This is a genomic window from Vibrio sp. 704 (assembly GCF_033339295.1).
Genome location: NZ_JAWOUH010000119.1, coordinates 1 through 1,075, shown reverse-complemented (window position 1 = coordinate 1,075; position 1,075 = coordinate 1). Strand labels below are relative to the sequence as shown.

Annotated in this window: 1 protein-coding gene and 1 pseudogene; one reads left to right on the top strand and one right to left on the bottom strand. The window is 45.3% G+C overall.

Annotated features, from left to right (window positions below; all coding sequences use genetic code 11):
- Positions 1-196: pseudogene (locus tag R7R24_RS24860) on the bottom strand (sensor histidine kinase); the annotation flags it as partial.
- Positions 197-498: 302 nt separating this feature from the next.
- Here R7R24_RS24860 and R7R24_RS24855 point away from each other — a divergent pair.
- A partial coding sequence (locus tag R7R24_RS24855; protein ID WP_318119766.1) for a rhodanese-like domain-containing protein occupies positions 499-1,075 on the top strand: 577 nt, incomplete at its 3' end.

The window sequence follows — 1,075 nt, the reverse complement described above, 5'->3', positions numbered from 1 at the left end:
AGCTGGGGTTTTGTTCTTCCAACCATGTCATTGTGGGTTGCCAGGATTCTTTAGCGTGAGAATGCCCTCTCAATGCCAGCACACCTACATCAAATGTTGTCCTATGAGGCTGATGTTCTGCTTTGACTTGAGAAATACAGGTAAAACCAACAAATACAATAGAATAAAGGAGTTTCTGAAAATAATTTTTAGTCACTTAATAAAGCACAACGACAACGTATTGGTTTCGCATTTTAGCACCGTTCCCCTCTCTAACTTTGTTGCTTTAGATCAATCCCACATCATTATTGTGGGAAACCACAATACCGCCTAACTATTGATTTCCTCAGAATGCCTTACCCACAAAGGGGTAGAACGCATTTCCGCTTATTTTAAGCCATGAACACCAAAAATGATTAAGAAATGTTCATGCCTGTACTCCCCCTTCAAAAGCATTCTATCTGTCGAAACGTCAAGGATTCGGCAGCAAAACTTTAAATTAAAATACGGAAGCAACTCATGAAAAAATCGACAATTGCGTTGGGTGTGTTGGCCGCTGTCGCAGCGGTTGGCTACTCAGCTTACAATACGATGTTCTCAGCTGAGGCTGTGATTGTGGATGCTGCTGCTCAAGAGCAGAAGTTCACACAGTACGCTCACCCAGAACACTTCATCTCTGCACAACAACTGAAATCGCTGATGGATGGTGACAAAGACGTGGTTGTGATCGGTGCGCTAAACCCTATCAAACCAGATAGTCCTATTTCTGGTTCTTACACTATGTGGCGTAACGATTACTCAGCGACTGAAGACGCCTACGACTTCGGCGGTATGAGTAATAGCACAGAAGAAATGGAGACAATCCTAGGCAGCTTCGGCGCAACAACAGACAGCACAATCGTCGTCTACGCTGCGGGCTCACACCACGATGCTGCGCGTCTTTACTGGCAAATCCATAACCTTGGCCATCAAGATGTTCGTTACCTTGACGGGGGCTTGAACGCTTGGATGGGCGCTGGCTACCCAACTGGCTCTGTAAACCAAAGCGTTGCAGCGGTTGAATACAACGCACCTAACACACAACAAGAGAACAATG